Here is a 20973-nt window from a genome sequence, read left to right on the forward strand (position 1 = left end):
CGTGGCCCCGGTGCAGGGGCCCGCCGCGAGCTCGCGAGCGGTGGGGAGCACCGGGGCCCTTCGTCAGCCGAAGCGGCCGGAGATGTAGTCCTCCGTCGCCTTCTCCTCCGGGTTGCTGAAGATCTTCTCGGTCGGGTTGAACTCGACCAGGCGGCCGGGCTGCCCCACGCCGCTGAGGTTGAAGAACCCGGTGGCGGTGCTGACCCGGGCCGCCTGCTGCATGTTGTGCGTGACGATGACGATGGTGAAGCGCTCCTTGAGCTCGGTCATCAGGTCCTCGATGGCCAGCGTGGAGATGGGGTCCAGGGCCGAGCAGGGCTCGTCCATCAGCAGCACCTCGGGCTCCACCGCGATGGCGCGGGCGATGCACAGACGCTGCTGCTGCCCACCGGACAGGCCGGAGCCGGGCCGGTTGAGCCGGTCCTTCACCTCGGCCCACAGGTTGGCGCCCTTCAGCGAGCGCTCCACCAGGTCGTCCATGTCGGACTTCTTCATCCGGGTGCTGTTGAGCCGGACGCCGGCGATCACGTTGTCGTAGATCGACATGGTCGGGAACGGGTTGGGCCGCTGGAAGACCATGCCGATCTGGCGGCGGACGTCAACGGGGTCGACCTCGGCGCCGTAGAGGTCCTGGCCGTCGATGACGACCTTGCCCTCCACCCGGGCACCGGGGATGACCTCGTGCATGCGGTTCAGCGACCGCAGGAAGGTCGACTTGCCGCAGCCCGAGGGGCCGATGAGCGCGGTGATGCTCCGCGGCTCGATGGAGACGTTCACGCCCTGGACGGCGAGGAAGCTGCTGTAGTAGATGTCCAGGTCACTGACGTCGATGCGCTTGGCCACAGGGGGTCCTCCGGGTCGGTCCGGTCAGCGACCGGTCTTGGGGGCGAAGAAGCGGCTGATCAGGCGGGCGACGATGTTGAGCGCCATGACCAGGATGATGAGGACGAGTGCGGCGGTCCATGCCCGCGCGATCGCCGGCTCCGCGGGGAAGCCCGGCTGGGTGAGCTGGTAGAAGGCGTACACCGGCAGCGTGGTCATCCGTCCGTCGAACGGGTTCATGTTGGTGCTGGTGATGAGGCCGGTGGTGACCAGCAGCGGTGCGGTCTCACCGATGACCCGGGCGATGGCGAGCGTGATGCCGGTGCCCAGCCCCGCGATCGAGGTGCGCAGCACCACCTTGACGATCGTCCGCCACTTCGAGACGCCCAGGGCGTAGCTGGCCTCGCGCAGTTCGTTGGGCACCAGCTTCAGCACCTCCTCGGCCGAGCGCACGACCACCGGGATCATCAGCACCGACAGCGCGACGGCACCCATGACCCCCAGCCGGATGCCCGGCCCGAAGAAGATCGAGAACAGCGCGAACGCGAAGAGGCCCGCGACGATCGAGGGGATGCCGGTCATCACGTCGACGAGGAAGGTGATCGCCTTCTTCAGCCGGCCCGACCCGTACTCCACCAGGTAGATCGCGGTCATCAGGCCGATCGGCACCGAGATGACGGTCGTCAGCGCGGTGACGATCAAGGTGCCGAGGATGGCGTGGTAGGCGCCACCGCCCTCACCGACGACACCGAGCATCGACGAGTTGAAGAACTCGCTGTCGAACCGCTCGAGGCCCTTGTCCAGGACGGTGTAGACCAGCGACACCAGCGGGACCAGCGCGATGACGAAGGCCGTGGTGACCAGGCAGGTGACCAGCCGGTCGCTGGCCTTGCGCCGGCCCTCGACGGCCCGGGAGGTGAGCCAGACGGCCAGCGTGCCCAGCACCGCGCCGTAGACGACGGTCAGCGCGATGTTGAAGCCGCCCGTGGTGAGCGCGGCGAGCAGGGCGCCGACGACGATCCCGGCCACGTACAGGCCGGAGGGCGCGAAGCGGGGCAGCCGGCGGTGGACCTCGACGGGCCCCTGTGCGGACTCGACGGGGCGGACGGGGGTCTGGGTGCTCATCAGTTCGCTCCGGAGAAGTCGGCGCGCCGGTTGACGACCCAGCGGGCCAGCATGTTGACCGCGAGGGTGATCACGAACAGCGCCAGGCCGCTGGCGATCAGGACGTTCACGTTGAGGCCGGAGGACTCCGGGAACTGCAGGGCGATGTTCGCCGCGATGGTCGAGGGGTTGGTGCTGCTGATCAGGTCGAAGGTGACCACGCCGGACGCGGACAGCACGATCGCCACGGCGAGCGTCTCGCCCAGCGCGCGGCCCAGGCCGAGCATCGCCCCGCCGATGACACCGGACTTGCCGTAGGGCAGCACCGACATCCTGATCATCTCCCAGCGGGTGGCGCCCAGGGCGAGGGCCGCCTCGCGGTGCAGCGCCGGGGCCTGGCTGAAGACCTCACGGGAGATCGCCGAGATGATCGGCAGGATCATCACCGCGAGCACGAGGCCGACGGTGAGCATCGTCCGGCCGGTCACCGACGCCGGCCCGGAGAACAGCGGGATGAACCCGAGGTTCCGCTCCAGCCAGCCGTAGAAGGGGACCAGCGCCGGGGCCAGCGTGGCGATCCCCCAGAAGCCGTAGACGACGCTGGGGATCGCGGCGAGCAGGTCCATGACGTAGCCCATCAGGGCGGCGAGCCGGCGGGGCGCGTAGTGGGTGATGTACAGCGCGATCCCCACCGCCAGCGGCGTGGCGACGACCAGCGCGATGACCGCTGCCAGCAGCGTGCCGAAGATCAGCGGGCCGATGTAGGCGCCGAGCCCCTCCTCGTTGGGGAGGTCCGCCGTGTCCGCGGTCAGGGCCGGGATCGACCTGCTGATCAGGAAGACCGCGACGCCGGCGAGGACCAGCAGGATCAGGATGCCGGAGCCGGTGGACGCGCCGGCGAAGAGGCGGTCACCGAAGCGGCCCTTGCGCTTCTGCGCGGCGGGTTCCCTGCGCTGCGGGGGAGAGGAGGGGGGTGCGCTGGTGGTGGTCACCGGTGGCTCCGTGGTCCGTGCTGTGGGTGGGCGGTTGACGCGGGACGGCGGCCCGAGGTGTCGCGAGGACTCCCCGGGCCGCCGTCCCGCAGCGGACCGTGGGTCAGCCGCGGACCGTGATGGCGTCCACGACGGTCTGGGCCGCCGTGCGCGCCTCGTCGGTGATGGGGGAGCTGCCCGCGGCGTCGGCCGCGGCCTGCTGCCCGTCCTCACTGATGACGTACTGCTCGAAGGCCTTGACCGCGTCGGCCTTGGCCTGGTCCTCGTACTGGACGCAGCCGATGTGGTAGCTGACCAGCACGATCGGGTACTCGTCGGCCGACGTCGTCGCGCGGTTCACCTCGACGGCGAGGTCGTACTCGCCCCGGCCCGGGACCGTCTCGGAGTTGGCGACGACCGCCGCGGCGGCCTCCGGCGACGGGGCGACGAACTCCGAGCCGACACCGATGGCGGCGATGCCCAGGTCGCCGGCCTGGCTCTCGTCGGCGTAGCCGATGGTGCCGGCGCCGTTGGTCACCGCGTCGATGACACCCGAGGTGCCGTTGGCGGCCTCACCGCTCTGCAGCGGCCACTCGCCGTCGGGCTCGTAGGTCCACACGTCACCGGCGGCCTTGGAGAGGTAGTCGGTGAAGTTGGTGGTGGTGCCCGAGTCGTCGCCGCGGTGCACCGGGGAGATCGCGGTGCTGGGCAGCGTGGCGTCCGGGTTGTCCGCGGCGATCGCCGGGTCGTTCCAGGTGGTGATCGACCCGTTGAAGATGCCGGCCACGGTCGCGGGCGCCAGGTTCAGGTCGTCGACGCCGTCGAGGTTGTAGACCACGGCGATCGCGGAGATGTAGTTCGGCAGCTCGAAGACGCCGGCGTCGCCGCAGACCTCGGTGGCCCCGGCGAGCTCCTCGTCGTCCAGCGCGGCGTCGGAGCCGGCGAAGTCGACACCGCCCGCGATGAACTGGTCTCGACCGGCGCCCGAGCCGGCCGGGTCGTAGCTGAAGGTGACGCCGGGCTGCGCGGTGTTGAAGCCGGCCTGCCAGGCGGTCATGGCCGCCTGCTGCGCGCTGGAGCCCGCGCCGACCAGGTCGCCGCTGAGCTCGGCGGCGGAGCTGCCGCCGCCGGCGCTGCCGGAGTCGCTGCTGCCGGTGTCCTCGTTGGAGGCGCCGCACGCGGCGGTGGCGAGGACGGCAGCGAACGACGCGGACACTGCCGCGGCGCGCGTCGTGGTGCTGAGCTTCAACTCAGTGCCTTTCGACTGGTGTGCCCGGACGTCGTAGCCGGGCAGAGGAATGCAACGACAGCGACGCTAGGCAGGCCAGGTGGACGGATCCATGTGGCTCGGTGAACGAGGGGTGAACGCAGTCGGAGCTCTCGGTCACATCCCGGCGGACGCTGTCCGTCCAACGGGTGAACCACCGCGCGCCGTGAGGGCACAGCGGTGCGTCCGGTGGCTCAGCGAGCGGGTGTGCGCCGCCAGGAGACGTCGATCGTGTACCGGGTGAATCCGCTGCGCTCGTACAGCGAGACGGCGGCGGTGTTGTCCTCCTCGACGTAGAGGAGGACGTGCGACAGCCCGCGCGCCCGCAGGTGCGCCAGGCCCAGGTCGGTCAGGGCGCGACCCAGCTTCATGCCCTGGGCGTCGGGGTCGATGCCGAGGACGTAGACCTCGCCGATCGGCTGGTCGCCGGCCTCGCCGGCCGGATGCACCTTGGTCCAGTGCGAGCCCAACAGCCGCCTCTCGCGCCAGGCGAGGAAGAACCCGCCCGGGTCGAACCACGGCTCGGCCTCGCGCAGCTCCAGGTCCGCGCGGGTCCAGCGGCCCTGCTCGGGGTGGTGGGCGAAGGCGCGGGCGTTGACCTGCAGCCAGGCGTCCTCGTCGGTGCCCGGCCGGAAGGTCGCCACGGTGACCCCGGCCGGCAGCACCGGGTGCGGGTCGGGGTCCACGCCGTCGAGCGGGCGGCGCATCTGCAGCAGCACCCGGGCGCGGGTGTAGCCCCGGCCGGTGGCGAGCTCGGTGGAGCCGGGCAGCTGGCCGTGTGCCCAGGTGGCCAGCGGCCGGGTGCCGGCGAGCTCCTCGACCCGGGCGAGCACTGCCGTCCCGACACCCCGGCGACGGGCGGCGGGGGCGACGACCAGCTCCGCCTCGGCCTCCGGCTCACCGGCCGGCAGCTCCAGCCGGGCGTACCCCAGCAGGGTGCCGTCGGCGCTCCGGGCGGTGACGTCGGAGCCGCCGGGCGGGCCGCCGTGCTGCAGGCGCAGCTCGGACTCCTCCGAGACCGGCCGCACGCCGTCGGCGGCCAGCGCCGCGGCCAGCAGGTCGCGGACCTCGGCGACGGCGGCCGCGGGCAGCCGGTCGGTGACCTCGACGGAGACCGGGTCGGTGGGGGCGCTCAGCGGACCGGTCTCAGGACAGGCTGTCGCCGGCGGGAACGCTCGCGGCGGCCGTGGCGTCGGCGACCTGCTGGTCCAGCTTGTAGCCGACGTTGCGGACGGTGCCGATCAGCGCCTCGTGCTCGGTGCCGAGCTTGGCGCGCAGCCGGCGGACGTGGACGTCGACGGTGCGGGTGCCGCCGAAGTAGTCGTAGCCCCAGATCTCCTGCAGCAGCTGGGCGCGGGAGAAGACCCGGCCGGGGTGCTGGGCGAGGTACTTGAGGAGCTCGAACTCCTTGTAGGTGAGGTCCAGCGGCCGGCCGCGGAGCTTCGCGGAGTAGCTGTGCTCGTCGATGACCAGCTCGCCGGCCTTGGTCACGCCGCCGTCGCCGCCGTCGGCCGGGGTGGCCGCGGCCAGCCGGCGTGCGGCGGCCCACTTCAGCCGGGCGTCGACCTCGGCGGGGCCGGCGGTGTCGAGCACGACGTCGTCCACGCCCCAGTCGGCCGACAGCGCGACGAGGCCGCCCTCGGCGAGGACGGCGACCAGAGAGGCGGCGACCCCGGTGGAGGCGAGCAGCGAGCAGAGCGTGCGGGCCGACACGAGGTCGTGCCGGGCGTCGACGAGGACGACGTCACCGGCGTCACCGTCGAGCAGGCTGGACAGCTCGGGTGCCACGACGCGCACCTGGTGGGCCAGCAACCCCAGGGCGGGGAGGACCTCCGTGGTCGCCTGACGCGCCGAGGTCATGAGCACGAGCCGCATGTCGTCTCCTCACCGGGTGGGGACCCAGGCCGTCGACGGCGCTGTCGGGGTGAGAGTGCAGGATAGCGGACGTGTGCCCACCTCCGACCCACGTGGTGACGCAGCGCACGTCCGGGGTCCTCGCCGGTCACGGCGTGCGGCCGGTCGCCCTGGCGCCCACCCGGCGACACGTCGGAGCCGCCAGCGCCGCCGTGCCGGTGACCTCTGGGACGATCGAGGGGTGACCCCCGCCGCGCTGGAGCACGAGCTGTCCTCGCGGACCCACCACCTGCCGGCGGCCGGTCTGGTGGTGCTGACCGCCGGGGGCGCCGCCGCGCTGTCGGTCGCCCTGGGCGAGCCGGGCCGGCTGGTGGCCGTCGTGCTCCTGCAGCTGGCGCTCGTCGCGGCGTGGGTGGTGGCGGTCGGGATCCGCGGCCTCCTCGGCTCGATCGGCCTCGGCGTGGCGGTCGCCGCCGGTGCCGACGCCGCCCTGCTGCTGCCGGACCGCCCGCAGCTGGACGGGCTGCTGGCGGTGCTGGGGCTCGGGTTCCTCGCCGCCGTCGTCCACCAGATGCTCCGGCCGGCCCCTCGGCTGTACCTGGTCGCGTCGCTGGCCGGCGTCGTCCTGCTGCTCAGCTCGGTGTGCGCGCTGGCGGTGCTGCTGGGCCTCGGCCGGCTCGACGACGGTGAGCAGGCCCTGGTCACCGTGCTGCTCGCGGTCGGCGCCGCCCTCCTGGTCGGGCACCTCGTCGACCTGGTCCTGCCCCGGCCGCAGATCACCCCCGAGGTGCCGCGCGGGTTGCTCGGCCTGCTGCTCGCCGTGGTCGCGGCGGTGGCGGTGGCCTGGTTGCGCCGGGACGGCGACACGCTGACCGACGGGATCTCGGCGGCCGTCCGGGGCGCCGCGCTCGGCGGCGTCGCCGCGCTGACGGGGCTGGGCGCCTCCTACGTCGTGGCCGAGCGGGCGCGCGGGGGCTGGGCCCTGCCCGTCGTGCAGGCGGTGCTGCCGCTCGCCGCGGCAGCACCCCTCGCCTACGCGCTGACCCTGTACGGCACCCGATGAGCCGCCGGATCGGGTGCCTGGCCGCGGTGCTGGTGCTCCTCGGGGTGGTGCTCGGGGTCCTGGTCGTCGTCGACCGGGTCGGGGTGGGCATCGCCGAGGACCGGGTCGCCGAGCAGCTGGCCGACCGCGGGCAGCTGGCCGGCACGCCCGAGGTCGACATCGCCGGGTTCCCCTTCCTCACCCAGGCGGTCTCCGGTCGGTACTCCGACGTCCGGATCCACCTCACCGCCGAGGAGCTCGGCCAGCCGGCGGGCACCCGCGCCGACGTCTCGCTGCAGGGCGTGCACGTGCCGCTGTCCGACGCGCTGTCCGGCTCGGTGCAGCAGATCCCGGTGGACCGGGTCGACGGGACGGCGACGCTGTCCTACGCGCTGCTGGCCGAGCAGCTCGGCGGCGACACGACGCTCACCCAGGACGGGGACGGCCTCCAGTTGACCAAGAGCGTGAAGGTGCTCGGCATCGGGTTCACCGTGACGGCGGCGGGCACGGTCACCCTGGACGGGCAGGACGTGGTCATCGACGTGCACGACGCGTCGGCCGGTGCGGTCGACGTGCCGGACTCCGTGCTCGAGGCCGCCGACGACCTGCTCGACTTCCGGTACCGGGTGCCCGCGCTGCCCTTCGGTCTGCAGCTGACCAGCGTGCAGCCCGCCGCCGGTGGCGTCGACGTCCGGGTGCAGGCCCGGGACGCCGTGCTGTCCGGCTGAGGAACAACCGCCGCCGCGACGCGGTTGCCGCAGGCGTGGACACGACCGGAGCTCTCGTCGGCGAGGTCGCGGTGCTGCAGGCGCTCGGTGCGCGGCCCGAGGACGCCGACCTCACCGTCGTGCAGTTCTCCACCGCCTTCTGCGGGCCGTGCCGCGCGACCCGGGCCCGCCTGCAGCAGCTGCAGACCACCCGGCCCGGCCTGGCCCACCTGCACGTGGACGCCGAGAGCCACCTCGAGGCGGTGCGGGCGCTGGACGTCCGGAGCACCCCGACGCTGTTCTACCTCGACCGCAGCGGCACCGTGATCGGGCGCAGCAGCGGGGCCCCGCGACCGGACGAGCTGGCCGCCCTGGTGGACGCCCACACGGGGGTGTCGTCGTGATCAGCTACCCTCGCGCCGTGGGCATCCTGCTGACCTCGCGCCGCACAGTCGACCTGTGCCGCGTCGGCAGCTGCCTGTGTCCCGCCTCCTGAGGACGAGCCCCGCTCGTCCAGACGCGCCCTGACCGCCGTCCGGAGGCCCCTCGCCTGATGGCCTGCCGCAGCCGGCGCTGCCGCCCCGGCGCTAACCGCGCCTGATCGTTCAGCGGGCGAGGACCGCCCGCACCGTGCGACCCCATCCCCCACAAGGAGAGCCACCCCATGAGCCGCAACGACGTGCTCGTCACCGCCGACTGGGCCACCGAGCACCTCGGCCAACCCGGCATCGTCCTCGTCGAGGTCGACGAGGACACCAGCGCCTACGACAAGGGCCACATCGAGGGCGCGGTCAAGCTGGACTGGAAGACCGACCTGCAGGACCCCGAGGCGCGTGACTTCGTCGACCGCGAGGGCTTCAGCGCGCTGCTGTCGGCCAAGGGCATCAGCAACGACGACACCGTCGTGCTCTACGGCGGCAACAACAACTGGTTCGCCGCCTACGCGTACTGGTACTTCAAGGTCTACGGCCACCGCGACGTCAAGCTGATCGACGGCGGCCGCAAGAAGTGGGAGCTGGACAGCCGACCGCTGTCCTCCGACGTCGTCGAGCGCCCGACCACCCAGTACTCCGCCGCCGAGCCCGACGTCTCGATCCGTGCCTTCCGCGACGAGGTCGTCGCCGCGATCGGCACCACGAACCTGGTCGACGTGCGCAGCCCCGACGAGTTCGCCGGCAAGCTCACCGCCCCGGCGCACCTGCCGCAGGAGGGCGCCCAGCGCGCCGGCCACATCCCCTCGGCGGTCAACGTGCCGTGGAGCAAGGCGGCCAACGAGGACGGCACCTTCAAGAGCGACGAGGAGCTCGCGAAGCTGTACGCCGAGGCCGGCCTGGACGAGGGCAAGGACACCATCGCCTACTGCCGCATCGGGGAGCGCTCGAGCCACACCTGGTTCGTGCTCCGCGAGCTGCTCGGGCACGAGAACGTGAAGAACTACGACGGCTCGTGGACCGAGTACGGCTCCCTGGTCGGCGTCCCGATCGCGAAGGGCGCCTGACGTGTGCGGCGCCCCCGCCCAGGGCGGCACGCTGGCCGGGATCGACCTGACCACCCAGACGGTGATCCAGGGCTCGGTCTGGCACGACGGGACGCCGGTGGCCGGTGCCTACGTGCGGCTGCTGGACGCCACCGACGAGTTCACCGCCGAGGTGGTCACCAGCCCGGAGGGCGAGTTCCGCTTCTTCGCCGCGCCGGGGACCTGGACGCTGCGGTCGCTCTCGCCGATCGGCCGCGCCGAGCGCAGCGTGGCCGCGGACGTCGGCCTCAACGAGACGACGCTCGCGATCGCATGACGTGAGGGCCCGCCTCCCCACCGGGGAGGCGGGCCCTGCTGCGTGCCCACCCGCGCGAGGGAGGAGCGGGTGCCCCGAGGTGTGCGGGCCGCGGCCCGCCGCCGATGGAGCTGTGTGGAGAACCTCGCAGCCGGTCCGTCCGCGACCGACGCCGGCCCGGCCGCGGTGTCGCCGGCCGAGCTGGCCCGGGTGCTGGCCCGACCGACCGCCCTGCACACGGTCTTCCAGCCGATCGTCGACCTGCACCGCGGTGTGATCGCCGGGTACGAGAGCCTGGCGCGGTTCACCGACCCGACCGGCGCGCCGAGCCCGCACACCCCTGACCTGTGGTTCGCGGCCGCCGACCGGCACGGCGTCGGGGCCGAGCTCGAGGCCATCGTCGTCGAGCGGTGCCTGGCGCTACGCCACGACCTGCCGCCGAACTGCTTCCTGACCGTCAACGTCAGCCCGCACCTGCTCACCCACCCGGCCCTGTCCGGCCCACTGCTGGCGGCCGGTGACCTGGCACCCCTGGTCATCGAGCTGACCGAGCACCAGGACGTCGCCGACCTGCGTCCGCTCGTCGACCTCAAGGACGCCCTGCTGGACCGCGGCGCGCTGGTGGCGCTGGACGACGCCGGCTCCGGCTACTCGGGGCTGCAGCAGCTCACCCAGTTCCGCCCGCAGATGATCAAGCTGGACCGGGCGCTGGTGGCCGGCGCCGACACCGACGAGGTCAAGCTCGCCCTCGCCGAGCTGCTCGGTGAGTTCGGTGGCCGGATCGACGCGTGGTTGCTGGCCGAGGGCGTGGAGACCTGGGCCGAGATGGACGCCTTCCTGCGGCTGGGGGTGCCGCTGGGCCAGGGGTACCTGCTGGGCCGCCCGGCGCCGCCGTGGTCGAAGCTGGACCCCGCCGTCGCCGACCGGCTGCGGGTGCGGAGCTCGAAGGCCCGCCTGGTGGAGAACGTCGTCAGCCTGCTGGAGGAGGTCGTGGTGGAGGGCGAGGGCCCGCTGCCCGACGACCGGATCGGGGTGCGGGTCGACCAGCACCGGCACCCGGTGGCCCTGCTGCTCCCCGCCCGCCGCGCCGACGACCAGCCCGGCCACCGGGTGGCGCCGGTCAGCCTGCGGGTGCCCGCCTCCGCCGGGGTGGCTGAGGTCGCCCGCCGGGTGGTCGCCCGACCCGAGTCCTGCCGTTTCGACCCGGTGGTCTGCGTGGACCACGTCGGCGCCGTCGCCGGCATCGTCCGGGTCGAGCGCATCCTCAGCCGGCTCGCCGAGGCGAAGGGCGACCGCGCCACGGCGTCCTGATCACGTCCTCCTGACCCCGGCCTCCAGGCCGACCAGGCCGGCCAGGTCGCGCACCGCGTCGTCGAAGAAGGCGTCGGGGTCGGCGACCGCGCCGGTGAAGTGCCCGAAGAGCTCGAAGCTCACGGCGCCGAACAACGAGCTCCAGGCCAGCAGCCCGCGGGCCCGGACGCGGTCGTCGAGGGCCGGGTGGTCGCCGCCGAGCACCGGCGCCACCTCCGCGGTGACCAGGCCCGTTGCCGTGCCGTCGGCGGGGGGCAGCAGGCCCGCCCGGGCCGCGTCGCCGAGGACCCCGCCGAGGACTGCGGCCACCCGGGTGGCCGCGCGCACGGTGTCCCGCGGCGCGGAGTAGCCGGGCACCGGGGAGCCGTAGAGCAGCGCGTACTCATGCGGATGGGCTCGGGCCCACGCTCGGACGGCGCGGCAGACGGCCAGCCAGCGCTCGCGCGGGGCGGCCGTCGGGTCGTCGGCCCGCTCGGCGGCGGCGCCCAGCGCGTCGTAGCCGTCGATGATCAGCCGGGTCAGCAGTTCGTCGCGGCTCGGGAAGTAGCGGTACACGGCCGAGGACGCCATGCCGAGCTCGCGGGCGACGGCACGCAGCGAGAGCCCCGCGGCGCCGACGATGGCCAGCTGGGCCCGGGCCAGCTCGGTGATCTCAGCGGTCAGTTCGGCGCGGGCGCGTTCCCGTGCGGTCGTCGGTGGCACCCCGCCACCCTGTCATAGCGAGAGCACTGCACGCAAACGCGAGCAGTGCTCTTGACAGTCGATCGTCGGGGGAGCGCGCTCGGCCTCATCCGAGAGCACTGCTCTCCCGAGCTGGAGGAGCGCGACATGGCGCGTCACGTGGTGGTGGGCAAGGGCCCGGTGGGGTCGGCGACGGCGCAGCTGCTGGCCGAGCGCGGGCACGAGGTGCTGGTGCTGTCCCGCAGCGGTGGGCGGAGCACCGAGCAGGTGCGGCACGCCGCCGTCGACGCGGCGGACTCCGTGGCCCTCGCGGCGGCGATCGGCCGCGCCGACGTCGTCTACAACGCGGTCAACCCGCCGGCCTACGACCGGTGGACCCAGGACTGGCCGCCGATCGCCGCCGCGCTGCTCGGGGCTGCGGAGCGCAGCGGTGCCCTCCTGGTGGTCATGGGCAACCTCTACGTCTACGGCCGGCCCAGTGGTCCGATGACCGCCGACCACCCGTTGGCTGCCACCGACGTCAAGGGCCGGCTCCGCGCCCGGATGTGGACCGACGCGCTGGCTGCCCGCGCGGCGGGGAGGGTCCGGGTGACCGAGGCCCGGGCGTCGGACTTCGTCGGACCCACGGTGCCGCCAGGGCAGTCCCACCTCATCCGGCAGCTGCCCACGCTGCGGCGTGGCCGGCGCGCCTGGGTCGTCGGCGACCCGGGCGCCCCGCACAGCTGGTCCTACGTCCCGGACGTCGCCGCGACGCTGGTCACGCTGGGCACCGACCCGCGCGCCGAGGGGCGGGCCTGGCACGTGCCCACCACCCCGCCCCGGTCGCAGCGCCAGGCGCTCACCGACCTGGCGGCGGCCGCCGGTGCGCCGCCGGCCCGGGTGAGCGGCCTACCCTGGCCGGTCCTGCGGGCGATCGGGCTGATCCAGCCCCAGATGCGTGAGGTCGTGGCGATCCGGCACCAGTGGGACCAGCCGTTCGTCATCGACGGCACCGAGACCACGGAGGTCCTCGGCCTGCAGCCGACCCCCTGGGACGACGTCGTCCGCGCCACCGTCGGGGCAGCGGCCACCGCGGTCTGACGGCGCGGATACCGTGAGGGCATGGGTCTGGTCTCTGCCTGGGTGCTCGTCACCCTCACCACGGTCGTCGCGCTGGGGCTCGGCGCCTCGGCGTGGCGGCTCGCGCGCCGCGATGTCGTCCCCGGTCGTCCGGGGCAGGTCCGATGACGGCGCCGGTGCCGCCGGGGCTGCCCACCGGGCCGGTCGCCGGACCGACCGATCTGCCGGTGGTCGACACGGTCGACGTCCGCGAGGGGCCCGAGGTCGCGCACGAGCTGCTGTCGGTGCTGCCGCTGCTGGGCGAGTGGCACGGCGAGGGGCAGGCCGCGGGCGCCGAGGGTGACCACCGCTTCGGCCAGTGGGTGCGCTTCGCCCATGACGGCCGGGGCTTCCTGAGCTACGAGTCGCGCACCTGGCGGCTCTCCGACGACGGCCGGGTGCTCGGCCCCGACCAGCGGGAGTCCGGGTTCCTCCGCCCGCAGGGCGAGGACGAGGTGCAGCTGCTGGTCAGCTCCCCGGCCGGGCTGGTGGAGATCTACGTCGGCACGGCCCGGACGACGACGAGCTGGGAGCTCGACACCGACGTGCTGGCCCGCACTCCCGACCACCCCGACACCAGCCGGGCCAAGCGGCTCTACGGCATCGTCGAGGGGGCGTTGCTCTACGCGATCGACCGGGCTCCCGGCGACCAGCCGCTCCAGCCCACCATGTCCGCCCGACTCGAGAGGATCCGCTGACCTCCGTGAGCGCTCCCGCACAGCCCCGAACCCCCCGCCAGGTGGCCGACGCCTACGTCGAGGCCGTCTGCGACCTCGACCCGATCGTCGCCACCTCGCTGGGCACCCGCCCCGGTGACGACCGGCTGCCCGACACCACCCCGGCCGGCCTCGAGGCCGAGGCCGAGCTGCTCCGCCGCACCCTCGACGGGCTGGAGCGGGTGCTGGCCGCCGACCCCACGCTGGACGACGACCCGGTCGAGCGGCGTTGCGCCCGGCTGCTGCGCGAGCGGCTCACCGCGGCCCTCGAGCTGCACGAGGCGGGGGAGGACCTGCGGCAGGTCTCCAACCTGTTCTCCCCGGTGCACTCGATCCGCCAGGTGTTCTCGATGATGCCCACCGGCTCGGTCGAGGACTGGGCCGTGCTGGGCCGGCGGCTGGCGCGCGTGCCGATCGCCTACCGCGGCTACACCGAGACGCTGACCGCGGGCGCCGAGCGAGGGCTCCTCGCCGCCCCGCGGCAGGTGCACACCGTCGTCGGTCAGCTGGACGAGTGGCTGGCCGGGCCGTACTTCGCCGGGGTGGTCGCCGCCGGCCCGGCCGAGCTGCGGACCGAGTTGGACGAGGCGGCGGCTGCCGCCGACGCCGCGGTCGCCGAGGTCCGCGACTTCCTGCGCGACGTCTACGGGCCGCAGACGGCGGGGACGCCGGACGCGGTCGGCCGGGACCGGTACGCCCGCTACGCCCGGTCCTGGAACGGCTCGGACCTGGGTGCCGGCACCGGGCTGGAGGACGCCTACGCGTGGGGCTGGGGCGAGCACCAGCGGATCCTGGCCGAGCAGCGCACCGAGGCGGAGAAGGTGCTGCCCGGGGCCACCCCGATGGAGGCGATGCGCTGGCTCAAGGAGCACGGCGAGGCCGTCGAGGGCGTCGAGGCGATCCGGGTGCGGCTGCAGGCGATGATGGACGAGGCGATCGAGGCCCTGGACGGCGTGCACTTCGACATCGCCGGGCCGGTCCGCACCGTCGAGGCGATGATCGCCCCGCCCGGCAGCGCGGCGGCGCCGTACTACACCCGCCCGGCGCAGGACTTCTCCCGCCCGGGCCGCACCTGGCTGCCGACGCTCGGCCAGGACCGCTTCCCGCTGTGGGACCTGGTGTCGACCTGGTACCACGAGGGCGTCCCGGGCCACCACCTGCAGCTGGCCCAGTGGGCCTACGTCTCGCAGGACCTGTCGTCCTACCAGACCTCGCTCGGCTCGGTGGGGGCGAACGTCGAGGGCTGGGCGCTCTACGCCGAGCGGCTGATGGACGAGCTGGGCTTCCTGACCGACCCCGGCGCGCGGCTGGGCTACCTGGACGCCCAGCAGATGCGCGCCGTCCGGGTGGTCGTGGACATCGGGATGCACCTGGAGCTGCCGATCCCCGACGACGCCGAGGGCGCGGTCGCCGAGCACCGCGGGCAGCCCTGGACGCCGGAGCTGGCCCGGGCCTTCTTCGGCGAGAACTGCGGCCGGGACGCCGCCTTCCTCGACAGCGAGCTGGTCCGCTACCTCGGCATGCCCGGGCAGGCGATCAGCTACAAGCTGGGGGAGCGGGCCTGGCTGGAGGGCCGGGCGGCGGCGCAGCAGGCGCGGGGCGAGGACTTCGACCTCAAGGCCTGGCACATGGCGGCGCTGTCGCAGGGCAGCCTGGGCCTCGACGACCTGGCCGCGGAGCTCGCTCAGCTGTAGGCCATGTTGGCCAACATGGCCGTCCGTGCCGACGTGACCGTCGGCCGGGAGGGGCCATGTTGGCCAACATGGCCCTGCCCTCAGGGGGCGTCGGCGGGGGGCGGGTTGACCTGGTCGGCGTCCCAGGTGATCCGCTGGGTGAACTCGACGGGGGAGGCCTCGAGGTCCGGGCGGGCGAGCACCTCGGCGATGCAGGCGGCGCTGCCGGCGACGTAGCTGCTCACCAGGTCGACGTCGGTGGCCACGCACCAGGCCCGGTCGGCCGGCCACCACAGGTTCGCGCTCTGCTCGAAGGGCTCGGCGGCCATGTTCGCCGAGGCGAGCCCGATCGGGCCGTTGATCAGCCAGTACTCGCAGCGCGGCAGGCTGAGCGTCGGGTGGTCGGTGATCACCGCGCCCCCCTCGGCCACGGCGAACCAGCAGACGTCAGGGGTCGTCGTCCAGCCGGTGAGCACCTGGACCAGGCGCTCGGCGACCGGGGCGGGCAGGTGGCCGCGCGCCGGGGCACCGTGCCAGAGCGGGGACTGGTCGTCGTTCTCGAAGTACTCCATCGACCCGGTCACCGAGCCCCACTGCATGAGCGGGTGCGGGGTCGTGCCGTTGGCCGCGGCGACGGAGGCCCAGGGGACCTCGACGTCGTCGTCCCCGACGTAGCGGACGGCGGGGTGGAACACCCGGGCGACGGCCTCGAAGGACGCCGGGACGAGCGCGGCGACGGTGTCGGGCTTCGCGCTCTGCGCGGACTCGGCCAACCAGATGCCGGCGGAGGTGTCCAGGGCGACGGAGCGTCCGGCGAACTGCACGGCGTCACCACCCCCAGACAACGGACAACCCCCGGGCTGCTCCGCGGCGCTGTACCCACCGTAGTGGGGAGCTGCACACGGGCCGACTGGACAATGTCGGCAGCCCGGGGGTCGGGTGACTGTCCGGTTCTCGCTCGCCGCCGTTCGACGGACGGGCGGGATGCCGTCGCTCAGTTGCGGTGGCTCTTCCACAGCGTCTGAACGGGCGGCCCATCTGGACGGCGGCTAGCGGACAGCCACCTCACGTGTCCTGAGAGTACTCAATTCAGGGACCACCTCCTCTCTCGTGTACCTCGACGGTACGACGCGATCGGGAGGTCGGCAACGCGCTTTTTCAGCCCTCAGCGGACGGCCGCTGGTAGACGTCCGGAACGCCGTCGGCGTCGGCGTCCCGGGTCTCCTGCTCGGCGATGAGGCGGTACCGGCGGTCGCGGATGCGGAGCAGCACCGAGGCCAGCAGGGCAGCGGTGAGCGTGCCCACCAGGACGCCGACCTTGACGTGCTCGTCGCGTACCGAGCCCTCGCCGTAGGCCAGTGCGCCGATCAGCAGCGAGACGGTGAAGCCGATCCCGGCGAGCATCGCGAGCCCGATCACGTCGGGCCAGCCGAGCGACTCGTCGAGCTGGGCGCGGGTGAACCGGGACACCAGCCAGGTGGCGGCGGTGATGCCGATCGTCTTGCCGGCCACCAGGCCGACGACGATGCCGATCGCGACCGGGTCCGACAGCGACGCGCCGAGACCGGAGAACCCGCCGATCGTGACCCCGGCGGCGAAGAAGGCGAAGACGGGGACGGCGAAGCCGGCGGACAGCGGACGGAGGCGGTGCTCGAGGTGCTCGGCGAGGCCCGGCCCGGCGTCCGGCCCGCCCGCGGCCTGGCTGCGCACCACCGGCACGGTGAAGGCCAGCAGCACGCCGGCGACGGTGGCGTGCACCCCCGATTCGTGCATGAGCACCCAGGTGACCACCGCGAGCGGGACGAGCAACCACCAGGAGCGGATCCGCTTCTGCACCAGGACCCCGAAGGCGGCCAGCGGGAGGAGAGCCAGCAGCAGGGGCGTGACGGCCAGGGACGAGGTGTAGAAGACGGCGATCACGGTGATCGCCAGCAGGTCGTCGACGACGGCGAGGGTGAGCAGGAAGGTGCGCAGCGCGGTCGGCAGGTGGGTGCTGATCACCGCGAGGACGGCGAGGGCGAAGGCGATGTCGGTCGCGGTGGGGATGGCCCAGCCGGACAGCGCACCATCGCCCGTCCGCAGGTTGACCAGGGTGAACAGCGCCGCGGGAACGATCATCCCGCCGACCGCGGCCGCCACCGGCAGCACCGCGCGCCGTGGCTCGCGCAGGTCGCCGGCGACGAACTCCCGCTTGAGCTCGAGCCCGACCACGAAGAAGAAGACGGCCAGCAGGCCGTCGGCCGCCCAGGTGCCCAGCGTCAGGTCCAGGTGCAGCGGGACCGGCCCGAGGTCGAGGTGGGGGCCGACCTCCAGGTCGCGCAGCGACTCGTAGGCCGCCGACCACGGCGAGTTGGCCCACACCAGCGCGACCAGCGCGCCGACCATGAGCAGGACCCCGCCGACCGTCTCCCTCCGGAGCACCTCGGCGATGCGTGTCGCCTCGGGGTACGAACCACGGCTGAACAGGCGGGCGGGGGAGGAGGTCACGGGGCGGCTCCGGGGTGCGGGGTCGGGTCAGGAGTTGCCGACCAGACTTCCCGGCGCACCGGTCGCCACGTTACCGGGCGAGCAGCTCACGCACCCGCTCGGACAGCCCCGCGTCCCCGCGCTGCACGCCGTCCAGCCGGGTCACCCGCGCGGCGCCGCGGATGCCGGAGAGCAGCCAGACGGCGTCGGCGTCCTGCAGGTCGCTGACCGTGCCGGGGGTGACCGCGGTCGGCCAGCCGGCGGCCTCGGCGCGCTCGAACAGCCGGGCCTGGGTCGTGCCGGCGAGGATCCCGGTGTCCACCGGCGGGGTGTGCAGCCGGCCGTCGGCCGCCCACACGACGGTCGAGGTGGGGCCCTCGAGCAGCCGGCCCTCCAGCGAGGTGAAGACGACGTCGTCCGCTCGGTGAGCGTGGGCGTGCCGCTGGGCGGCCATGTTCACCGCGTAGGACAGCGTCTTCGCCCCGCCCAGCAGCCACGGCGCGGTCGCCCGGAAGTCCGCGGGGATGCCGAGGGACAGCGTCATGACGGCGATGCCCGTCTTGCGCTGGCGCAGCGTCTCGGCCGGGACGGCGGCCAGCAGGGCCAGCAGCGTCGGCGGAGCGCCCTCACCGAGGCCGCGGGTCAGGAAGACCCGGCAGGCGCCGTCCACGTCGGCCGGCCAGTCCGCGGTCGTCGCCGCGACCAGGGCCCGTACCGCGTCGTCGCCGGGGTGGCTCAGCCCGAGCAGCTGCGCCGAGCGGCGCAACCGGGCGAGGTGGGCGTCCAGGTGCGGGGTCCGACGGCCGGTGACCAGGACCGACTCGAAGACCCCGTCGCCGCGGCCCAGGCCCTGGTCGAAGGCGGTCACCACCGGCTCGTCGGGACCGACCGCCCGGGCCGTGCCGTCGGTCCAGAGGGCCACCCGCCGCAGAGCCGTCACGGCCACCACCCTGCCGTACCGGCGATCTAGGCTCGGCACCGTGTCCGGACCGGAGAGCGCGCCGCCGCTCGCGGCTCAGCTGCGGGCCCGTGGGTTGCGGCTGACCAGCCAGCGCCAGCGGGTGCTGGCGACGGTCGCTGCCCTCGAGCACGGCACGCCGGAGGAGATCCACGCCCGGCTCCGCGAGGAGGCCGGCCCCGGCGGCGCCGCGCCGGACACCTCCACCGTCTACCGCACCCTCGAGTTGCTGGAGCGGCTCGGTCTGGTGTGGCACACCCACCTGGGCAAGGGGGCGCCGGTCTACCACGCGGCCCAGCACCCGCACCTGCACGTCGTCTGCCAGTCCTGCGGTCAGATCAGCTCGGCCGACCCGGCCCTGCTCGACGGTGCGGCGGAACGTCTGGCCGCCGAGCTGGGTTTCACCGTGGACGTGGGCCACGTGGCGCTGTCCGGCACCTGTCGCGCCTGCTCGGAGAAGGAGGACCACCCATGAGCCGAGGCCTGAGCTCTCCCCTGTTGCACCGCCCCGGCGCCGTCGCTCTCGACCTGGCCGACGGCGGCACCGTCGCGGCGCACTACGGCGAGCCGCTGCCCGAGCAGCGCCGGCTGGCGGAGGGCGCCGGGCTGGTCGACCGCAGCGATCGCGACGTGCTCGTCGTCCCCGGCGCGGACCGGCTGAGCTGGCTGCACTCGCTCACCAGCCAGCACCTCGAGCGGCTCGGCGACGCCACCGGCTCCGAGGCGCTCGTCCTCTCCCCGCACGGCCACGTCGAGCACCACGTCGTCCTCACCGAGCTGGCCGGGACGACGTGGGGTGACGTCGAGCCGGGGACCGGCGCTGCGCTGGTCCAGTTCCTGCAGCGGATGCGGTTCATGCTGCGGGTCGACCCCGAGCTGGTCACCGACGCCTGGGCGCTGCTGTCGCTGGTCGGTCCGCAGGGCGACGCCGTCCTCGCCGCCGCCGGCTGGCCGGTGCCGCGGGAGCCGTACGCGGTCGCCCCCCTGGACGGCGGCGGCTGGGTGCGCCGGATGCCGCCGATCGGCGACGGGACGGCGTCCGTCGTCGACCTGCTCGTGCCCCGTGTCGAGCTGGCCGCCCGCGCCGACGCCCTGCTTGCCGCCGGTGCGGTGCTCGCCGGGCTGGACGCCCACGAGGCGCTGCGGGTCGAGGCCCGCCGCCCGCGGGCCGGGGTGGACTCCGACCACCGCACCATCCCCAACGAGCTGGAGTGGCTGCGCACCGCCGTCCACCTGGAGAAGGGCTGCTACCGCGGCCAGGAGACCGTCGCCCGGGTGCACAACCTCGGTCGCCCGCCGCGGCGGCTGGTGCTGCTGCACCTGGACGGGATGAGCGAGACGCTGCCCGCGCCCGGTACGCCGGTGACCTCGGGTGAGCGGGAGGTCGGCCGGCTGGGCACCGCCGTCCGCCACCACGAGCTGGGCGTGATCGCGCTGGCGCTGGTCAAGCAGTCGGTGGCCGCCGGGACGCCGCTCAAGGTCGGTGAGGCGGTGGCCGCCATCGACGCCGAGGACACCGCGCCGGAGCCCGACGCGGCCGTGGCGGCCGCCCGTGACCGGGTCAAGGCAGTCCGGTCTGCGACGATGCGTTCCTAGACGACGCGTTCGTGAGCATCGCAGCGAGCGCCAGCGAGTGAGGAGCGGAGCGGTTGCGGAGTCGAGGCGGGCAAGCGTGAGTTCCGGCACCCTCGTCACGCTCGCCCCGACCGGGGCCGAGTCGGCGAAGGAGGACGTCCCCGCGCTGCCGGTCACCGTCGAGGAGGTGGTGGCCACCGCCCGGGACTGCCAGGCCCTCGGCGCCGCCGTGCTGCACCTGCACGTCCGCGGCACCGACACCCGCCCCACGCTGGACCTGCCGCGGGTGCGCGAGGTGGTCACCGCCGTCCGGGAGACGACGGACCTGGTCGTCCAGCTGTCGACCGGTGGTGCCGTCACCGACCCGGCCGACGCCCGGCTGGCGGTGCTGGACGCCGCGCCGGACGCGGCCTCGCTCTCGCTGGGCACGGTGAACTTCGGTCGCGACGTCTTCTACAACCCGTGGGACCTCATCGTCGAGCTGCACACCCGGATGCAGCAGCGGGGGATCGTCCCGGAGTACGAGGTCTTCGACCTCGGCCAGCTCGCCACGCTCACCCGCCTGCTCGACCGGCACGGCCTGCCGCACGGCGGGCACGTGCACGTCGACCTGGTGATGGGCGTCCCCGGCGGCATGCCCGGCTCGACGGCCGCGCTGGCCGCCTGCCTGCCCGCACTGCCCCCGGGCGCCACCTTCGCCGCGACCGGTGTCGGCCGGACGTCCCTGCCCGTGATGCTCGCCGCGCTGTCGGCCGGCGGGCACCTGCGGGTCGGCATGGAGGACACGCTCACGTACGCGCCCGACGAGCCGGTGCGCGACAACGCCCAGTTGGTGGCCCGGGCGGCCGGGCTCGCCCGGATCGCCCAGCGTCCGCCGCTCACCCCGCCCCAGGCCCGGCAGCTGCTGGGCATCCCCGCTGGGGCAGTTGGTACGGCCGCCCAGCCCGCCCGATCAC

General features: G+C 74.0%; 23 protein-coding genes. 13 read left to right on the forward strand and 10 right to left on the reverse strand.

The genetic code is table 11. The features are described from left to right. Positions 1-63 precede the first annotated feature (63 nt). The 6 genes from pstB to FHL79_RS02440 all read right to left on the reverse strand — a co-directional run bounded on the left by pstB (position 64) and on the right by FHL79_RS02440 (position 6039). Complete coding sequence (gene pstB, locus FHL79_RS02415; RefSeq protein WP_138757023.1) at positions 64-843, reverse strand: phosphate ABC transporter ATP-binding protein PstB; 780 nt, start codon at positions 841-843, stop codon at positions 64-66. Between the two features lie 24 nt (positions 844-867). Further along, on the reverse strand, positions 868-1947 hold the full coding sequence (gene pstA, locus FHL79_RS02420) for a phosphate ABC transporter permease PstA (RefSeq protein ID WP_171057966.1): 1080 nt from the start codon (positions 1945-1947) through the stop codon (positions 868-870). After that, positions 1947-2918, reverse strand: coding sequence for a phosphate ABC transporter permease subunit PstC (pstC, locus tag FHL79_RS02425; RefSeq protein WP_138757024.1), 972 nt, complete (start codon positions 2916-2918; stop codon positions 1947-1949). Before pstC ends, pstA begins: the two co-directional genes overlap by 1 nt. A gap of 103 nt (positions 2919-3021) precedes the next feature. Further along, positions 3022-4113 (reverse strand): phosphate ABC transporter substrate-binding protein PstS, encoded by a 1092-nt coding sequence (gene pstS, locus FHL79_RS02430; RefSeq protein WP_246080257.1) that lies wholly within the window; start codon positions 4111-4113, stop codon positions 3022-3024. 245 nt (positions 4114-4358) lie between these two features. Then, positions 4359-5300, reverse strand: coding sequence for a mycothiol synthase (gene mshD, locus FHL79_RS02435; RefSeq protein WP_138757026.1), 942 nt, complete (start codon positions 5298-5300; stop codon positions 4359-4361). A 10-nt stretch (positions 5301-5310) separates the two neighbouring features. Then, a complete protein-coding gene (locus FHL79_RS02440) occupies positions 5311-6039 on the reverse strand; it encodes a winged helix-turn-helix transcriptional regulator (protein WP_138757027.1) in 729 nt (242 codons plus the stop codon). A gap of 220 nt (positions 6040-6259) precedes the next feature. On the opposite strand from FHL79_RS02440, the gene FHL79_RS02445 reads away from it, so the two are divergent. The 6 genes from FHL79_RS02445 (at position 6260) to FHL79_RS02470 (ending at position 10850) form a co-directional block, all read left to right on the forward strand. Continuing rightward, the gene (locus FHL79_RS02445; protein WP_138757028.1) at positions 6260-7081 is read left to right on the forward strand and encodes a hypothetical protein; all 822 of its coding nucleotides are present in this window, start codon (positions 6260-6262) and stop codon (positions 7079-7081) included. Continuing rightward, a complete protein-coding gene (locus tag FHL79_RS02450; protein ID WP_138757029.1) occupies positions 7078-7788 on the forward strand; it encodes an LmeA family phospholipid-binding protein in 711 nt (236 codons plus the stop codon). The genes FHL79_RS02445 and FHL79_RS02450 overlap by 4 nt, the downstream gene beginning before the upstream one ends. A 35-nt stretch (positions 7789-7823) precedes the next feature. Then, on the forward strand, positions 7824-8171 hold the full coding sequence (locus tag FHL79_RS02455; protein ID WP_138757030.1) for a thioredoxin family protein: 348 nt from the start codon (positions 7824-7826) through the stop codon (positions 8169-8171). A gap of 260 nt (positions 8172-8431) precedes the next feature. Further along, positions 8432-9265, forward strand: coding sequence for a sulfurtransferase (locus FHL79_RS02460; RefSeq protein ID WP_138757031.1), 834 nt, complete (start codon positions 8432-8434; stop codon positions 9263-9265). Between the two features lies 1 nt (position 9266). Continuing rightward, entirely contained in the window at positions 9267-9560 is a 294-nt protein-coding gene (locus FHL79_RS02465) for a DUF1416 domain-containing protein (RefSeq protein WP_138757032.1), read from the forward strand. A gap of 114 nt (positions 9561-9674) precedes the next feature. Then, positions 9675-10850 carry an EAL domain-containing protein gene (locus FHL79_RS02470; protein ID WP_138757033.1) on the forward strand — a complete coding sequence of 392 codons (1176 nt, stop codon included), beginning with the start codon at positions 9675-9677 and terminating at the stop codon, positions 10848-10850. On the opposite strand, the gene FHL79_RS02475 is transcribed toward FHL79_RS02470, so the two are convergent. Next, positions 10851-11552 (reverse strand): TetR/AcrR family transcriptional regulator, encoded by a 702-nt coding sequence (locus FHL79_RS02475; RefSeq protein WP_138757034.1) that lies wholly within the window; start codon positions 11550-11552, stop codon positions 10851-10853. A 126-nt stretch (positions 11553-11678) separates the two neighbouring features. Between FHL79_RS02475 and FHL79_RS02480 the strand changes: the two genes are divergently transcribed. The 4 genes from FHL79_RS02480 to FHL79_RS02490 are packed head-to-tail and all read left to right on the forward strand — an operon-like array spanning position 11679 to position 15039. Next, entirely contained in the window at positions 11679-12611 is a 933-nt protein-coding gene (locus tag FHL79_RS02480) for an NAD-dependent epimerase/dehydratase family protein (RefSeq protein WP_138757035.1), read from the forward strand. A gap of 21 nt (positions 12612-12632) precedes the next feature. Beyond that, complete coding sequence (locus tag FHL79_RS26070) at positions 12633-12758, forward strand: hypothetical protein (protein ID WP_281283847.1); 126 nt, start codon at positions 12633-12635, stop codon at positions 12756-12758. Beyond that, positions 12755-13327: a heme-binding beta-barrel domain-containing protein gene (locus tag FHL79_RS02485; protein ID WP_138757036.1), complete on the forward strand. Its 573-nt coding sequence runs from the start codon at positions 12755-12757 to the stop codon at positions 13325-13327. The genes FHL79_RS26070 and FHL79_RS02485 overlap by 4 nt, the downstream gene beginning before the upstream one ends. Positions 13328-13332: 5 nt before the next feature. Beyond that, positions 13333-15039, forward strand: coding sequence for a DUF885 domain-containing protein (locus FHL79_RS02490; protein WP_246080259.1), 1707 nt, complete (start codon positions 13333-13335; stop codon positions 15037-15039). A gap of 80 nt (positions 15040-15119) precedes the next feature. Here the strand turns inward: FHL79_RS02490 and FHL79_RS02495 are convergent, their stop codons facing one another. The 3 genes from FHL79_RS02495 to FHL79_RS02505 all read right to left on the reverse strand — a co-directional run bounded on the left by FHL79_RS02495 (position 15120) and on the right by FHL79_RS02505 (position 18424). Then, positions 15120-15842 carry a hypothetical protein gene (locus FHL79_RS02495; protein WP_138757038.1) on the reverse strand — a complete coding sequence of 241 codons (723 nt, stop codon included), beginning with the start codon at positions 15840-15842 and terminating at the stop codon, positions 15120-15122. A 334-nt stretch (positions 15843-16176) separates the two neighbouring features. Beyond that, positions 16177-17505: a Na+/H+ antiporter NhaA gene (gene nhaA / locus FHL79_RS02500; RefSeq protein ID WP_138757039.1), complete on the reverse strand. Its 1329-nt coding sequence runs from the start codon at positions 17503-17505 to the stop codon at positions 16177-16179. 70 nt (positions 17506-17575) lie between these two features. Continuing rightward, a complete protein-coding gene (locus FHL79_RS02505) occupies positions 17576-18424 on the reverse strand; it encodes an aminotransferase class IV (protein WP_138757040.1) in 849 nt (282 codons plus the stop codon). A gap of 40 nt (positions 18425-18464) precedes the next feature. On the opposite strand from FHL79_RS02505, the gene FHL79_RS02510 reads away from it, so the two are divergent. From FHL79_RS02510 to FHL79_RS02520, 3 genes are all read left to right on the forward strand, one after another. Further along, positions 18465-18917 carry a Fur family transcriptional regulator gene (locus FHL79_RS02510; protein WP_138757041.1) on the forward strand — a complete coding sequence of 151 codons (453 nt, stop codon included), beginning with the start codon at positions 18465-18467 and terminating at the stop codon, positions 18915-18917. Continuing rightward, positions 18914-20038, forward strand: coding sequence for a CAF17-like 4Fe-4S cluster assembly/insertion protein YgfZ (gene ygfZ, locus FHL79_RS02515; protein WP_171057967.1), 1125 nt, complete (start codon positions 18914-18916; stop codon positions 20036-20038). Before FHL79_RS02510 ends, ygfZ begins: the two co-directional genes overlap by 4 nt. 76 nt (positions 20039-20114) lie before the next feature. After that, positions 20115-20973: beta-keto acid cleavage family enzyme (locus FHL79_RS02520; RefSeq protein ID WP_138757042.1), on the forward strand; the 859-nt coding region annotated here is incomplete at its 3' end.

The organism is Modestobacter altitudinis, assembly GCF_005930475.1.
Classification (GTDB): domain Bacteria; phylum Actinomycetota; class Actinomycetes; order Mycobacteriales; family Geodermatophilaceae; genus Modestobacter; species Modestobacter altitudinis.